Raw genomic sequence first — 14,684 nt, forward strand, 5'->3', positions numbered from 1 at the left:
ACTTTTGATGTTTGACTTTTGACTTCCGCGCAGCGTTACTAGCCTCTAGCAGAGTGTATTGCACACAAGCGAGAAACGCTATTCTGTAATGCTGCACAACATCAAACATCAGACATCAGACTGTAGTGGGCGAGAATGGCAGGCAATAATACTCAAAAATTTAGAATTAATCAAAATTGCAACGATTTTGGTAACGATTTATCAACAGCAGTAGAAACAAGTGAAAGTCATCTACTAATTCTGGAAGATGATCAGGGTCGGAAAGAATTTATTTTAGAAAATCCTGTCTACTCTCTTGGTAGAGACCGCGAGTCTAATATCCGTTTAGTATCTCAATTCGTCTCTCGTCGCCATGCTACATTGGTGAGAATGCCAAGACAGAATAACACTCAAAGCTATTATTACCGCATCGTAGATGGTGATGGTCAAGGCAAACCTAGTGCTAATGGTTTCATGATTAACGGGCGCAAAATGACAGCCTACGATTTAAAAAATGAAGATGAAATTGTCTTTGGCCCTAAAATACGTGCCATTTATTATCTGTTGAAAAATACTCCGCGTTGTGGACAAACCGATGCTAGTGAGTATGACATTACACTCATTAATCCCGGTATGACTGATGACATAGAGGAAATTTGAAAATAGGGAGTAGGGGATAGGGGGGAGACAAGAAAGTAAAAAGGTCACGTCGCTTTGCTCCGAATTCAAAATTCAAAATTCAAAATTCAAAATTAAATACCCCACAGATAAATCCGGGGGCTTGAATTAATCTTGTTTGAATTTTTTATTCTCCATAAATAAATTTAGGGGATTGTATGCTTTTTTTCTTTGGTCAAAGAAACGAATTTTTTGACTTTTTTCTGTCCCATGCCCTTAAATTCAGTATGAACCCACCAGACTTTCTATTAAATGCCAATAACGATTTCCCTCAATTTCTTGCCTAATAAAATCAAACATTTGTCGGCAGCGATTATTAATGCGGAGTGGTAATTCCTCATTTTTAATGACAATACTCATTCGGCTTTCTGTCTCTGTAGCCGTTGATTTATCAATCAGCACTTCCACTTTGACTAATTGGGAAACTGAAACATTCCCAGGAATCTCACGTGCCATAACGTAATCGGGTGTGTAGTATTGAATTTCCAAATCACAGTTCTGTAATAGGTCTACAACTAATGGCTGAAGATCGTCAATATGAACAGCAATAATAAATGAACATGTATAGCGAGCCATAATAGCCCCACACCTGGTAACACTCCGTCCATCCTATAATACTGAAGTGACTAAACGGCAAGTGCTTATAGATTCCTTAAACAAAAATCCCTGAAAATACTATTTTATCAGCTTTTTGACCTGTGACCTGTGGCAAATATTCTGGAAACAAGTATTAGATACGACGGCGATCGCGTCATACTTGGGGATGATCCTCATATCTCCCATGTGATATCAGATATTTCCCACTGATAGTAGATGTAAATGATACTCTGTTTCTATACTGTAATTAAGAAGTGTTGCGTAAACTAGGAACGTATATATGCCATTATTCATGCAAACAGCAAATTCAGTCGCCACAGGTGGCTCTCATTTTCCTCTAGCTTTTACATTAGTCTATGTAGTGGGCTTTATTGCTGCTGTCTCCATTGGTTCTATTGCTTGGTACAACTCTAAGCGTCCTGCTGGTTGGGAAAGCAAGGATCGTCCTGATTTTGTGCCTAAAATTGAAAAAGAAGAAACTCCGGGTCTGGGTGAACCGAAGTCATAATTAGTCAATAATCATTAGTCATTAGTCATGAGTCAATCAAGTCTAAGCTAAAGACTTTTGACTAAAGTTAGTTCTGAACTTCAACCCAACGACGGTAAAGCTTTTGGATTTTTTTGAGCAGTGCAGTATGCGCTGAATGATTAGATTCATTCATGTGGGTTAACTCTTGCAATTTTGTCAAGAGTCTTGCTTCCTCGATCGCTACCTCACCATCACTGTAAATTAAACCACTGATGGCTTCAATCAGATTTTCGCAGTCTTCACTGCTGGGGCGATCGCCTAAGTATTCTTTCACCCATGTGTAACATTCATTGGGTTGTACAGGAACTAATTCATACAACCACGGTTTAATCTCTGGATCTGTAGCCAAACCCTTGGCCTGAGCTATTTCACGTAGATATTGCCTTTCTTCTGGTTGAATTCTGCCGTCGATCCATGCAGCTCCAATCAGAATTTTAACTAAATTTTTGACATTGGCATCAGTTATCATTGCTGCCTCCTCTGGGAGATTCAGGCTTTCATCAAATCGTACAATCCTTGATCGTATTCACCCCGAATCGTTGGTTTTTCTTAAGCGCACCATGAAAAACCCATCCATGTCTTGACGATGAGGCCAGAGTTTTAACCAACCTTGGGGTGTGCCATAGGTAGAATAAGGTGAATCAAGGCTTAAAGGTTCAATTTGCCAATCGGAATGCTCTCTTAAAAATTCTGTAATCACACCTTCATTTTCGGCTGGGTGTAAGGTACAAGTAGCGTAAACTAGCACCCCACAGGGTTTAACTAATTTTGATGTCTGGGATAATAGTTCCTTTTGCAGTGTCGAGAGTTCAGTTACAGACGCGGGGGTTTGTCGCCAACGCGCATCAGCATGACGGTGCATAGTGCCTAAACCAGAGCAAGGCGCATCTAATAAAACTCGGTCGGCGGTATGATCAAACTGTGGTAAATTCCGGCTGTCGCCAGTGTAAATTTCAATTGAGTGTAAACCCAGGCGTTGGGCATTGTCTTTAAGTTTACGCAACCGGGAGGCAGTGCGATCGCTAGCCAAGATTTTTCCTTCATCCTGCATTAACTCAGCCATGTGGGTTGTTTTCCCCCCAGGTGCAGCACAAGCATCAATGATCATTTCCCCAGGTTGGGGGTCAATTATATGACTTACCAACTGCGCGCTAGCATCCTGGACAACCCACCAACCTTCATTAAATCCAGGGAGATTTTGAATCGCCCCACTATTCCCAATTAATCTTAAAGCTTGGGGTAAATAAGGTATTCGTCTAGCTAAAATCCCCGCCGATGTTAACGCTGTCTCTACTTCCTCAATCGAAGTCCGCAGAGGATTAATTCTTAAATCAATGGTAGGTGTTTGGTTCATCCACTCACAGAGTCTTTCCGTCTCCTCTACACCCAATTGTTCTAACCAGACTTGGATTATCCAATCAGGAAAACTGTGTAGAATCCCTAACCGTTCTACTGGGTTGTCTGGTAACTCTAAAGGGTCTGGTAATTTTTCCGCTAAACGAACGTATTGACGTAACAAACCATTAACAAAACCTGTAAGTCCAGCCAAACCATTATCTTTAGCCAGTTGGACTGTAGTATTGACAGCCGCAGACACAGGGATACGTTCTTGATAACGCAGTTGATAAAAGCCTAAATGTAAAATACTGCGGAGGTCGCTTGGCTGTTGATGAGATTTCTTTTTGGCGAGTTGGTCAATCAGAGAGTCAAGAGTACGTTGTCTTCTAACGCTGCCATATACTAATTCTGTCACCAAACGGCGGTCAATATCAGACAGGTTAACTTTTCGTAGCACCCTATCTAATGCAACATCAGCATAAGCCCCTTTATGAACATCTCGTAGAGTTAAAAAAGCTACTTGACGGGAATCAGTCACGTCCCTACACTCCGAATTCAAAATTCAAAATTAACAACCCCGATGAAATAAATTACCATTACACAAAAATTAGGTTTTCGTTTACATATTGGGTAAATACTGAATTATTCTTTTTTGTATTGATATTACCTAATTCTAATTTTTAATGCGTGCAAGATGCTATTTTATCTACAAATAAGAATAAAAAACCCCGATTTCTTAAAAAAACCGGGGTTATTGCCTTTCAGGAATGATTTAGACTAATAGAGCAAAAAACAATATTATCGATATGGTTCTACACTGCTGATTTCTAATTCACAGGCGCGCGAAACTAATTCTGACGGCAATTTATCAAAACTCACTAACGATAAATAAGATGGGTCTTTAATTAGTTCCTTTGCCAATAAGAACCCAGCAATCGTCCAGGTTTGATATTTTCTAGATTGCTTCCCAATCAATCGTCCTTTCTTGCCATCATAATATTCTGGCCATTCATCTTCAAACAATCGTGTTTGGGCAATTTCAATCGCCTTAGTTGCTAAATAAGGTTTATTCGTTTTTATAGAGGCTGCTGTTAACATCCACATCAAAACAGGCCAGCTACCTGCATTATGATATGACCAAGGTATATTCTTAGGGTCGCATCCTGTAACAGTTCTGTACTCTTCATTTTCTAAAGCTGGGTAGCAGATTTTCATGGGCATATCTCCCACTAAATCTTCCCATCTTTCTTCTACAAGATTCATAATTGATTGAGCTTGTTCTTCTGTCGCCAAGTCAGAAATAATCGCCATCAAGTTACCCAGTGCAAAGAAGCGAGTATCTAACTGTGATGGACCAACATTACCTGCTAAATAACCACCTTTTTTTGGTAGCCATTTATCTAATTCATAATAAGGAATAGAGTCTACATAGATGTTAAAAAGATTGACTGCTGTTTTACCATATTCTTCACTTTTAAAGCGATAAATAGCATTGAGGCGATTCAAATCAATCCAATAATGTTGGCGAATATGGGCGCACAAAAGCGGTAAACGATTATCAATTGCTTCTACAACGTCTTGATTACCTTGACAAATTAGCATCTCCCGCGCCGCACGCAACGCCGCATAAAATAGGACTTGCAGTTCCAGAGGGTGTCCATAGATACCCATGCGGCGGTCAATCATGCAAGCACCATCGGGAACTAACAGCGTAGGATACATATCAAAGCGATTAGCCAGACAGATTTCCATGATTAACCTAATACCTGTTTGGAATTCAGGTTTATAGGCTAAAGAAAAATCTTTTGTTGCTACTACATAAGAATGCAACAAAATGATCCACCATAAACAAGAATCTACTGGTGTGACTCTAGCGATCGCGTGTTCACCAAAATCTGCTTCTAAATACTCTTCACCATGCTCTGATACTACTTTAAAACTCGCTGGTATCAAACCCCTACCTGGCTTATAAGCATCTAATTGTCTTTCTTTAGGTTGTAACTTTAAAGTTTCTTCTAAAAAGTTGCGGACAATCTCTGTTCTACCTTTGATCAAAAAAATCAAAGCTGAAGAAACAAAATCCCGAACAAAACATTGGTCGTAATTTAGAGCCTCTACAGAAACATCATAGGCTGCTACAGTCCCGACAGGGCGACCTTTATAATATAAAATTGATTTTTCTAGTGCTTCCCAAGCTGATGCTTCTATATTTTCATCTGTTAGTAATTCATTGATTTTCTGCATCGCCAGACTAACTCCATTGTGGGTGTAAATTTTTGGTAGATGCGCTTTATTTCTGGGTTTTTTTACTCTTGATCAGCATAAGAGAGAGAATGTTTTACCATAGCAAAAATTCTCCCACATCAACAGCCCAAGCTGATTATCTCAAGCTGTTACTATTTTGTATAATGCGTAATGAACAATTAATTCACTTTATTATCAGTTATTCTTGTGGTAATCTACAGCTAGCTGTGATTCCATACCCAAGTAATAAAAAGATTAATAAAGACAGTCAGACAAGATATATTTTTAGCTTATCCATAGCTCTTTTGTGTGAGCAGAGCTTGCCTTTACCAAACAAAAACATATCTCTCAAACTGTTTAAGGTTTAGATGAAGTAAAGTTTCTATGACTGCTAGTTATCTTTACTTAATGAGGATCTAGTGATTAAGATTATTTTTCCCCTACAAATTAATAATTTATAACTTTTTTTAAAAATTTGCAATATGAATAATTACAAATTTAAAGATTGTCAATACCTTTAAAGGATTATATTTTACACTACTGGAATATAAACTAGTGTGATTACTGGACTGATATCACAAATAAATCATCAACCGTCAAGCAAGCATGGGGTTATAGAACTGGAGAGACTTGTTTGCGATCATGTTTATGAGTTTTCTCCATAGCTTTCAAAGACATAGCATAGCAAGGAAGTGCAATCACCTTTAGCTTAATTAGTTTAAAATACGGAATTTGCTGAAATAGTGAAAACCCTTCCGCAGTATTACGGAAGGGTTTTCGCATCTAATTTTTTTTGTTTGGCTTCTTAGTCTTGAAAACTTAGTCAAAAAATACCTTTTTTACTCCATAAGCGGCTAGTCCAGCAGTAGCTACAATTCCTACTGCTGGTAGAGCAACAACCGTTGTCGTTGTAAACCCTAAGACACCCAGTATTCCAGGTGCAGTAGAAGTTACTGTAGCTACTGTGATTGAACCTAAACTAGCTGCTGCTGATGAGGCAGCTACAATAGCACCCATTGTTGTTGAATCTTCAGAATTTAGCATTTATTCGTTTCCTCACTTGTATCTATTAATCAAATAATCTCTTTACACCATAAGCGGCTAATCCAACTACAGCACCTGCTGCTATTACTGGGGCAGCACCAATTGCAATACCCCCAAATGCTCCTGCCAGCCCCATATTCCCAAGCATTGCAGTAACGCCTGCACCTGCTGCCGCTCCACCTACTGCAAATCCTGAAGCTTCCTTTAGATCATCTTCTTTACTATTTTTAGTCATTACTTTTTTGCTTTAAGTGAATGAATCTAAAACAAAAATAACAAAATACTTTTTATGGACACATTTGTGATTTTACTTAATCTTTAATTAACTTTCTATGAGGCAAAAGTCAAAATACTAATAAATTACCTTAGCCAGAAAAAATCCTTCCTATTACTTTTTCAATCTCTATCGCCAAGTTTATAACGTCTGAAGGTATGGTAATAAAAGCGATGCCTTGATAAAACAAACATTTATATGACTTCTGTTGAATCTAACCAGCATAGAAAAGCCAAAGCCCTAAAACCTACCAGCCGTCGCCCTGCGAAAGAACTATGCAGCGAGTGCGGACTGTGCGACACATACTATATCCACTATGTCAAGGAAGCCTGTGCGTTTATCACCCAACAGATAGACACCCTAGAAGCACAAACACACACCCGTTCTCGGAATCTCGATAACCCCGATGAACTCTACTTTGGTGTGCATCAAGACATGATAGCGGCGCGGAAACAGCAGCCCATCGAAGGCGCACAATGGACAGGTATTGTTAGCAGCATAGCTATCGAAATGCTGAATCGCGGCCTAGTGGAAGGCGTTGTCTGTGTGCAGAACACCAAAGAAGACCGCTTTCAACCCATGCCCGTAATTGCCCGCACACCAGAAGAAATCCTAGCAGCGCGGGTAAATAAACCTACACTTTCCCCCAACCTTTCCATATTGGAACAGGTAGAACAATCAGGGATGAAACGACTGTTAGTAATTGGCGTTGGTTGCCAAATTCAAGCCTTACGTGCTGTAGAAAAAAAATTAGGACTAGAAAAGCTATATGTCCTAGGTACACCTTGCGTAGACAACGTTACCCGCGCCGGACTGCAAAAATTCTTAGAAACCACCAGCCGATCGCCTGAGACAGTAGTACATTACGAATTCATGCAAGACTTCCGCATTCACTTTAAGCATGAAGACGGCTCAATTGAAAAAGTCCCCTTCTTTGGCTTAAAAACTAACCAACTCAAAGATATCTTTGCCCCATCTTGCATGAGTTGCTTTGATTACGTCAACTCCCTAGCGGATTTAGTTGTGGGTTATATGGGCGCGCCCTTCGGCTGGCAGTGGATTTTAGTGAGAAATGATACAGGGAAAGAAATGCTGGACTTAGTGCAAGACCAGTTAGACACTCAGCCTGTGATGTCTGAAGGGAATCGGAAAGAGGCAGTACAGCAGGGGATTCCTGCCTATGACAAGGGTGTGACGTTACCGATGTGGGTAGCAAAACTGATGGGTGTGGTGATTGATAAAATTGGCCCTAAAGGTTTGGAGTATGCCCGGTTCTCGATGGATTCGCACTTTACACGGAATTATTTGTTTGTGAAGCGGAATTATCCAGAGAAGTTGGAGGATCATGTGCCGGAGTTTGCCAAGCGGATCGTTGGGCAGTATAAGTTACCGGATTGATGTTTCGTGCAAAGGCGCAAAGACGCAAAAACATGACAGAGAATGAGATTGCAAAGCAGGTTGTTGATGCTGCGTATAAGGTTCATACAAGGTTAGGACCAGGTTTGTTTGAATCTGTTTATGAGTCCGTTCTAGCTTATGAGTTAGAGAAGCGTGGATTGTGGGTGGTTAGGCAACAGACTATTCCTGTTATTTACGAAACTGTACGCTTGGAAGAAGGCTTTCGGGCAGACCTGATTGTTGAAGATAAAGTAATCATTGAAATCAAGTCTTTAGAAGCAATACATCCAGTACACAAAAAGCAACTGTTGACATACCTTCGCCTAACAGACAAACGCCTTGGCTTGCTAATTAACTTCGGTGAAGAACTGATTAAAGACGGCATCACCCGACTTGTAAATAACTTGTAAAATCAATCTTCGCGCAAGACGCAAAAATCTCTTTGTGCCTTTGCGCCTTTGCGCGAAACAATCCTAAACCATCCCCACCGCGTCGATCGCCGCCTCAAGAGCGATCGCCACATGAGTCCAGTGAGTCCCCCCTTGGCAATACACCACATAAGGCTCACGCAAAGGCCCATCCGCCGAAAATTCCAACGTACTCCCCTCAATAAATGTCCCCCCAGCCATCACTACCTGGCTCTCATACCCCGGCATAGCATCAGGAATAGGGTCTAGATAAGAACCCACGGGAGAATTTTGTTGTATCGCCTTACAGAAGGCAATCAGCTTTTTCGCCGAACCCAATTTAATCGCCTGAATCACATCCCCACGGGGCGCAAGGGGTGCGGGATGAACTGGATAACCCAGCTTGTCAAATACATAACCAGTGAGATAAGTCCCTTTCATCGCCTCCCCTACCATCTGCGGCGATAAAAATAACCCTTGGAACAACAGCCGATTTTGGTCAAAGGTCGCCCCCCCATAACTACCAATCCCAGGGGCAGTCAGGCGACAGGCGGCGGCTTCTACTAAATCAGCCCGCCCAGCTACATAACCCCCAGCCGTGACGATAGTACCACCGGGATTTTTAATTAATGACCCCGCCATTAAATCAGCCCCGACGTGGGTAGGTTCTTGAATGTCGATAAATTCCCCATAACAGTTATCGACAAAACAAACGGTGTTAGGATTTTGTTGTTTAACTAGATGTACTATTTTTTCTATATCGCTAATTAATAAACTTGGTCGCCAAGAATAACCACAAGAACGCTGAATTAACACTAAACGAGTGTTATCAGTAACGCTAGTGCTTAAAGCTTCCCAGTCTATATTTCCTTGGGAAGTTAACTCCAATTGGCGATATTTTATGCCAAACTCAATAAGAGAGCCTTGGCCTTGACCCCGCAAACCAATGACTTCTTCAAGCGTATCGTAGGGAGAACCCACCACTGCTAACATTTCATCCCCAGGACGGAGTACACCAAATAGGGCGCAAGCGATCGCGTGAGTCCCCGAAACAAACTGCACTCGCACAGCCGCAGCCTCAGCACCCATTACTTCTGCAAAAACTTTGTCTAAAGTTTCTCGTCCCAAATCATCGTGGCCATAGCCACTTACACCTGCAAAATGGTGCGCTCCTACACGGTGATTACGAAAGGCATCCAGCACTCTTTTTAGATTATGCTTGACCTGAGCGTCAATTCCAGAAAAAATCTCTAACAGTGCCTGTTCTGCTTGCCGCAGCTGTTCCAAGCTGTTCATTACTTCCTCGTTAACAAAAAAACTATAGATATGCGGATTTTGGGTTCGCGCAGATTAGGCTGAACAATTTCAATACAGGTTACTGCATGACAATTGCTACTTCAACTAAACCTCAAATCAATTGGGTTAACACCCTATTTTTTCTTGGTCTACACATCGGCGCGTTGTTTGCCTTTGTTCCTGGTAACTTTAGCTGGGCAGCAGTCGGTGTGGCTTTCTTCCTTTACTGGGTAACAGGTGGCTTGGGCATTACCCTAGGCTTTCACCGCCTTGTCACCCACCGCAGCTTCCAGACTCCCAAGTGGCTGGAGTATTTCTTGGTATTTTGCGGAACTCTCGCTTGTCAAGGAGGGCCAATAGAATGGGTGGGTACACACCGCATTCATCATTTACATTCCGATACCGAACCAGATCCACATGATTCCAATAAAGGTTTTTGGTGGAGTCATATGGGTTGGCTGATTTATCACTCTCCTTCTCACGCTGATGTTCCTCGGTTTACCAAAGATATTTCCGAAGACCCAGTTTATCAGTTTTTACAGAAATATTTTATTTTTGTGCAGATTGCTTTGGGTTTATTGCTACTATACTTGGGCGGCTGGTCTTTCGTAGTCTGGGGCGTTTTCGCTCGCATTGTTTGGGTTTATCACTGCACCTGGTTGGTAAACAGTGCTACCCATAAATTTGGCTATCGCAGCCATGACTCTGGTGATAACTCCACCAATTGCTGGTGGGTAGCTGTCCTAGTGTTTGGCGAAGGTTGGCACAATAACCACCACGCTTTCCAATATTCGGCTCGTCACGGTTTGGAATGGTGGGAAATTGACTTAACTTGGATGACAGTTCAATTGTTGCAAGTGCTTGGTCTAGCTACTAACGTAAAAGTTGCAGACAAAAAACAATAAGTAATTTATGATTAGTCATTAGTTTTTCACCCACAACTAATGACTAAATAATTTTTTTGGCAAATATTCTAGTCGATTCGGAAATAGTATGCAAAATCTAATTACAGCTGTGTTTGTGTAACTTAGATTGCTATAATCCAGAACGACCAATGTAAAGAAACTTTGCGGCAAGTTACTTTTTAGTAATTTGGTGGACGATTCTGTTCGTTTTTCAGGTTTTCATGACTACATCAATCATCAAGAATCAAGAAAATAGTAATGACCTTGGTAATTCCGAACTAAGGCTTAAAGATATTATCAAAACTTTGCCAAAGGAATGTTTTCAGTTAAGTCGTCGCAAAGCTTGGACACAAGCAATCATCAATGTTTTGATGGTGGGTTTGGGCTACTATAGCTTGACAATTTCGCCCTGGTTTCTTTTACCAATTGCGTGGATTTTTACAGGAACTGCTTTAACAGGCTTTTTTGTTGTTGGTCATGATTGTGGACATCGTTCATTTGCCAAACGTCGTTGGGTAAATGATTTGGTGGGACATCTATTCATGATGCCGTTAATATATCCCTTTCATAGCTGGCGGATTAAACATAATCATCATCACAAACATACCAACAAGTTAGATGAGGATAATGCTTGGCATCCCATCAGACCAGAAGTTTTTAGCAATTGGGATAAAACTCGCCAATCTGCTTTTAAATTGTTTATGCGTAAAAAACTCTGGTGGGTTGGTTCAGTTGGACATTGGGCTGTTGTACATTTTGATTGGCGGAAATTCAAAGCTCAAGACCATGCCAGTGTTAAACTTTCGGTTGCTGTAGTTGTCATATTTGCCGCAATTGTTTTCCCTGTTCTCATCGCAACCACTGGTATTTGGGGATTTATCAAATTCTGGTTTATACCTTGGATGGTTTACCATTTCTGGATGAGTACCTTCACCATTGTTCACCATACTTACGCAGATGTTCCTTTCAAGGCAGCGCATAAGTGGAACGAGGCAATGGCACAGTTATTTGGTACTATTCATTGTGATTATCCTCGGTGGGTAGAATTCCTCTGTCACGATATTAACGTCCACGTCCCGCATCATATTTCTACTGCCATTCCCTCTTATAATTTGCGTCTAGCTTACAGCAGCATCAAAGAAAACTGGGGTTCTTATTTACATGATGAATTGAAGTTTTCTTGGCCGTTAATGAAGCAAATTACTGACCAATGTCAACTGTATGTAACCGATGTTGGTTATGAAACTTTTGATGAATATTACACAGAAAAATAAACATTCTGGTAATTAGCAATTCTAGTATATAGAGTGCTGATTATCCTGAAAATTAGTAAATATTCTGGCAATTTTCTATCTTAGTTATTGCTAAATAAATTGCCAGAATTGTTTTTTGTTTGCATTTACATTGCAAACATCACCGAGGCGAATTTGAATCTAGCCTCAAACATAATCCGCTTTACATAAAAAACCAAGAATCCAGTGCAATCAACGAGCATTAACTTCGATAATTCACCTCTTAGTGAACCCTCTCAGGATACAACTTCACTTCCTTTTACTCTTCAGGATTTGAAAGCTGCTATTCCCGCAGAATGCTTTCAACCCAATGTCAGTAAATCACTGTTTTATTTCTTCCGTGACATTCTGATTATTGGTGGACTTTATGCAGTAGCTAATTACCTTGATTCTTGGTTTTTCTGGCCTATATTTTGGCTCATGCAAGGAACAATGTTTTGGGCTTTGTTTGTAGTAGGACATGACTGCGGACACCAATCTTTTTCTAAGCATAGATGGCTAAATGATTTGATTGGGCATTTGTCTCATACACCAATCTTAGTTCCTTATCACGGTTGGCGTATTAGTCACAGAACCCATCATAAAAATACTGGCAATATCGATAATGATGAAAGCTGGTATCCTGTAACAGAAACGCAGTATAAGGAAATGCCTTTATTGCAAAAGATAGGTCGATATTATGTATTTTTATTGGCTTATCCAGTGTATATATTTAAGCGTTCTCCTAATAAAGAAGGCTCTCACTTTTTACCTAGTAGCTCACTTTTCAAGCCCTCAGAAAAATGGGATGTTATTACTAGCACCGTACTGTGGATTGGGATGGTAGGTTTACTGGGCTTCCTCACCTATCAATGGGGTTGGATGTGGTTGCTGAAATACTACGCTGCACCCTATATTGTGTTTGTAATTTGGTTAGACTTGGTGACATTTCTGCATCACACCGAGGCTGATATTCCTTGGTATCGTGGCGATGATTGGACGTTCCTTAAAGGTGCGATTTCCAGCATTGACCGCAATTATGGTTTATTCAACCACATTCACCACGATATCGGTACTCATGTGGCACACCACATCTTTTTGAATATGCCACACTACAACTTATTGAAAGCGACGGAAGCGATTAAACCGATTATGGGTGAGTATTATCGCAAGTCTGAAGAACCCATTTGGAAGTCTTTGTGGCGTTCTTCCGTTAGCTGTCATTTTGTACCCGATACAGGCGGGAAGGTTTACTATACATCCAACACTAAATAAATTTTTCTTCAGATTAGAAATCTGAAACTATACAAAAGTTCGCACAGCTTTGCTTCTGGAAGTCCGGCTACGCGAACTTTTTTTTGACTCACAATACAATTTGCAGCTTGTCAGCTTATTTCTTGTCGAGAACTTAGGTTAACATAACTATAAAGTTAAATTTATCTAAAAAGTTGTATGACTCTCACTATTGAAGATGTAGAAAGACTACAACAAAAGCTACAAGAAGAACAGCAGGACTATCAAATAGAACTGCAAGAGGGAAATATTTTACTTATGGGGCCATCAGATATCGAGTCTAGTGAAATCGGCGCACAGTTGATTTATTTATTAAAACTTTGGATTAATCCTCGTAAACTTGGGCGAATATTTGACTCAAGTGGTGGGTTTATTATGCCAAATACTGATTTACGCGCTCCTGATGTTTCTTTTGTAGCGGCTGAAAGATTAAAACGAACTGTCAGAGATTTTGCTCAGTTAGTACCTGATTTAGTTGTAGAAATTAAATCAAAAACAGATAGAATTTCTAAGTTAGAACAGAAAGTTACATTATTTTTAGATTTAGGCGCAAGGGTAGGAATATTAATAAACCCAGATGAATTAACTGTGAGTGTATATCGTCCTAATGGTGATGTGAAAGTTTTAACTAATGAGGATAAGTTAACTATTAATGAGTTATTTCCTGGTTGGGAGATTGCAATTTCCGAACTATGGCCACCTGTATTTGAATAACTCGAAGTTTCTAGAATATTGAATCCATCTGCTGAGAATATGGATCTAAGATGATGACCCCAGCTTTGCCTAAATTAATAACCTGCGATGAATTTATTGCATGGTATCCTAATGACAGTAAACGCTATGAATTGCATCAGGAAGTTATATTTGAAATGCCCCCACCATCTGGCGATCATGAAGATATTGTTGGTTTTTTAATGCGAAAATTAGGAGTTGAAATTGAGCGATTCAACCTCCCTTTAAATATTCCGAAAACTGGCTTTGTCAGAACTCCAAGTGCAGACTCTAACTATCTCCCTGATGTCTTGGTAATCAACCGGGAAAATTTGCCTAATGAACTACTTTGGAAAAAAGCTTCCATGATTACTCAGCCTGAGTCAATAAGGCTAATAATTGAAGTTGTTTCTACTAACTGGCGAGACGACTACCACAAAAAATATGCTGATTATGAAGAAATGGGGATTCCTGAATATTGGATTGTTGATTATGCTGCATTAGGTGCGCGTAAGTTTCTCGGCAACCCGAAACAGCCTACTATTTTTGTATGCAATTTAGTAGATGGTGAATATCAAATGACCCCGTTTCACGGTAACAACCTCATCGTATCCCCTGCTTTTCCTGAGTTAAATTTAACAGCACAACAGATTTTCAACTCCGTTTGTTGAATATTGAATCATAGAGCGATCGCCTATTTTCGGTAAAAATTCCACAAAT

General features: G+C 40.2%; 16 protein-coding genes. 9 read left to right on the top strand and 7 right to left on the bottom strand.

All coding sequences use genetic code 11. The features are described 5' to 3' along the window. Positions 1–135 precede the first annotated feature (135 nt). Positions 136–639: an FHA domain-containing protein gene (locus L6494_RS06080; RefSeq protein ID WP_237992424.1), complete on the top strand. Its 504-nt coding sequence runs from the start codon at positions 136–138 to the stop codon at positions 637–639. A gap of 240 nt (positions 640–879) precedes the next feature. On the opposite strand, the gene L6494_RS06085 is transcribed toward L6494_RS06080, so the two are convergent. Beyond that, positions 880–1,233 carry a hypothetical protein gene (locus L6494_RS06085; protein ID WP_237992426.1) on the bottom strand — a complete coding sequence of 118 codons (354 nt, stop codon included), beginning with the start codon at positions 1,231–1,233 and terminating at the stop codon, positions 880–882. A gap of 301 nt (positions 1,234–1,534) precedes the next feature. Between L6494_RS06085 and psb35 the strand changes: the two genes are divergently transcribed. Further along, positions 1,535–1,762, top strand: coding sequence for a photosystem II assembly protein Psb35 (psb35, locus tag L6494_RS06090; RefSeq protein ID WP_237992428.1), 228 nt, complete (start codon positions 1,535–1,537; stop codon positions 1,760–1,762). A gap of 67 nt (positions 1,763–1,829) precedes the next feature. Here psb35 and L6494_RS06095 read toward each other — a convergent pair whose 3' ends face one another. The 5 genes from L6494_RS06095 to L6494_RS06115 form a co-directional block, all read right to left on the bottom strand. Further along, positions 1,830–2,252, bottom strand: a complete 423-nt coding sequence (locus tag L6494_RS06095; RefSeq protein WP_237992430.1) for a tellurite resistance TerB family protein — start codon at positions 2,250–2,252, stop codon at positions 1,830–1,832. Positions 2,253–2,309: 57 nt separating this feature from the next. Beyond that, on the bottom strand, positions 2,310–3,659 hold the full coding sequence (locus L6494_RS06100; RefSeq protein ID WP_237992432.1) for a 16S rRNA (cytosine(967)-C(5))-methyltransferase: 1,350 nt from the start codon (positions 3,657–3,659) through the stop codon (positions 2,310–2,312). 260 nt (positions 3,660–3,919) lie between these two features. Then, entirely contained in the window at positions 3,920–5,365 is a 1,446-nt protein-coding gene (locus L6494_RS06105; protein WP_237992435.1) for a glycoside hydrolase 100 family protein, read from the bottom strand. Positions 5,366–6,184: 819 nt separating this feature from the next. Then, positions 6,185–6,409 (bottom strand): hypothetical protein, encoded by a 225-nt coding sequence (locus L6494_RS06110; protein WP_237992437.1) that lies wholly within the window; start codon positions 6,407–6,409, stop codon positions 6,185–6,187. A 25-nt stretch (positions 6,410–6,434) separates the two neighbouring features. Continuing rightward, complete coding sequence (locus L6494_RS06115; RefSeq protein ID WP_237992439.1) at positions 6,435–6,644, bottom strand: hypothetical protein; 210 nt, start codon at positions 6,642–6,644, stop codon at positions 6,435–6,437. Positions 6,645–6,881: 237 nt separating this feature from the next. Here L6494_RS06115 and L6494_RS06120 point away from each other — a divergent pair, with 237 nt between their 5' ends. Together L6494_RS06120 and L6494_RS06125 are read left to right on the top strand one after the other, a co-directional pair. Next, complete coding sequence (locus tag L6494_RS06120) at positions 6,882–8,081, top strand: Coenzyme F420 hydrogenase/dehydrogenase, beta subunit C-terminal domain (RefSeq protein ID WP_237992448.1); 1,200 nt, start codon at positions 6,882–6,884, stop codon at positions 8,079–8,081. Positions 8,082–8,113: 32 nt separating this feature from the next. Then, on the top strand, positions 8,114–8,491 hold the full coding sequence (locus L6494_RS06125; protein ID WP_237995855.1) for a GxxExxY protein: 378 nt from the start codon (positions 8,114–8,116) through the stop codon (positions 8,489–8,491). Positions 8,492–8,554: 63 nt separating this feature from the next. Here L6494_RS06125 and L6494_RS06130 read toward each other — a convergent pair whose 3' ends face one another. After that, positions 8,555–9,784, bottom strand: a complete 1,230-nt coding sequence (locus L6494_RS06130; RefSeq protein WP_237992451.1) for a methionine gamma-lyase family protein — start codon at positions 9,782–9,784, stop codon at positions 8,555–8,557. Between the two features lie 86 nt (positions 9,785–9,870). On the opposite strand from L6494_RS06130, the gene L6494_RS06135 reads away from it, so the two are divergent. The 5 genes from L6494_RS06135 to L6494_RS06155 all read left to right on the top strand — a co-directional run bounded on the left by L6494_RS06135 (position 9,871) and on the right by L6494_RS06155 (position 14,635). Then, the gene (locus L6494_RS06135; RefSeq protein WP_237992453.1) at positions 9,871–10,689 is read left to right on the top strand and encodes an acyl-CoA desaturase; all 819 of its coding nucleotides are present in this window, start codon (positions 9,871–9,873) and stop codon (positions 10,687–10,689) included. Between the two features lie 221 nt (positions 10,690–10,910). Beyond that, positions 10,911–11,963, top strand: coding sequence for a fatty acid desaturase (locus L6494_RS06140; protein WP_237992461.1), 1,053 nt, complete (start codon positions 10,911–10,913; stop codon positions 11,961–11,963). Between the two features lie 204 nt (positions 11,964–12,167). Further along, positions 12,168–13,235, top strand: coding sequence for a fatty acid desaturase (locus L6494_RS06145; RefSeq protein ID WP_237992471.1), 1,068 nt, complete (start codon positions 12,168–12,170; stop codon positions 13,233–13,235). Between the two features lie 177 nt (positions 13,236–13,412). Continuing rightward, a complete protein-coding gene (locus tag L6494_RS06150) occupies positions 13,413–13,967 on the top strand; it encodes a Uma2 family endonuclease (RefSeq protein WP_237992473.1) in 555 nt (184 codons plus the stop codon). Positions 13,968–14,020: 53 nt separating this feature from the next. After that, on the top strand, positions 14,021–14,635 hold the full coding sequence (locus tag L6494_RS06155) for a Uma2 family endonuclease (RefSeq protein WP_237995857.1): 615 nt from the start codon (positions 14,021–14,023) through the stop codon (positions 14,633–14,635). The last annotated feature ends 49 nt before the right edge of the window (positions 14,636–14,684 follow it).

The organism is Nostoc sp. UHCC 0870, from assembly GCF_022063185.1.
Lineage (GTDB): Bacteria > Cyanobacteriota > Cyanobacteriia > Cyanobacteriales > Nostocaceae > Trichormus.